Source organism: Corallococcus sp. 4LFB, from assembly GCF_046520365.1.
GTDB lineage: Bacteria > Myxococcota > Myxococcia > Myxococcales > Myxococcaceae > Corallococcus > Corallococcus caeni.
Genome location: NZ_JBKGHJ010001104.1, coordinates 1 through 936 on the forward strand (window position 1 = coordinate 1; position 936 = coordinate 936).

Sequence of the window (936 nt, forward strand, 5' to 3'; positions counted from 1 at the left end):
GGCTGTGCGCGAGAGCCGTCGCATCCAGCGTCCCCGTCAGGCGCACCGCCAGCGGCATGACGTAGAGCGGATTCCCCGGCAGCAGTTGGTCGATGAACCAGAGCCGCTCCTGGGCGAAGGAGAGGGGAAGAGGGCCGTCGGGACGAGGCTTGAAGGAAGGCTGGAGCCACCGTGCTTCGGGCGCGTGGACCTGGAGATGCCGCGCGAGCCCCGAGAGGGTTGGTGCCTGGAAGAGGACGTGCAGCGGCACGGAGATGGCGGACTGGTCACGCAGCCGGGAGACCACCTGGGTGGCCAGCAGCGAGTTGCCGCCAAGGTCGAAGAAGTTGTCGTGGATGCCGACCTTGTCGAGACGGAGGACGGCCTGCCACGCGGAGGCGAGCTGCACCTCCAGCGCGCTCTGCGGAGCGATGAAGCCCGTGTCCAGCGAGGGCCGCGCATCCGGCGCGGGCAGAGCACGCCGGTCCAGCTTGCCGTTGGGCGTGAGCGGAAGCGCGTCCAGGGGCAGCAGGTGCGCAGGCACCATGTAGCCGGGCAATTGCTGCTGCAACGCACGGCGCAGCTCACTGACGGAGGGCGCCTCGGGAGCCAGGACGAGGTACGCGACGAGACGCTTGTCGCCGGGCACATCCTCACGGACGAGGACGGCCACCTCGCGCACCCCAGGCTGACGAGCCAGCGCGGCCTCAATCTCACCCAGCTCGATGCGGAAGCCGCGCAGCTTCACCTGGTTGTCATTGCGGCCGAGGAACTCCAGCTGGCCGTCCGCGCGCCAGCGGGCGAGGTCTCCCGTGCGGTAGAGGCGCGCGCCGGGCGAAGTGCTGAAGGGGTTGGGGACGAAGCGCTCGGCGGTGAGCGCGGGCTGGCCGAGGTAGCCGCGCGCCAGGCCTTCACCGCCGAGGAAGACTTCGCCCGGGACACCGAAAGGCGTGGGCT

Annotated in this window: 1 protein-coding gene; it reads right to left on the reverse strand. The window is 70.3% G+C overall.

The window, feature by feature from the left end; translation table 11 throughout:
• On the reverse strand, positions 1 to 936 hold a 936-nt coding region (locus tag ACLEQD_RS44335), incomplete at both ends, for a phosphopantetheine-binding protein (protein WP_410391922.1).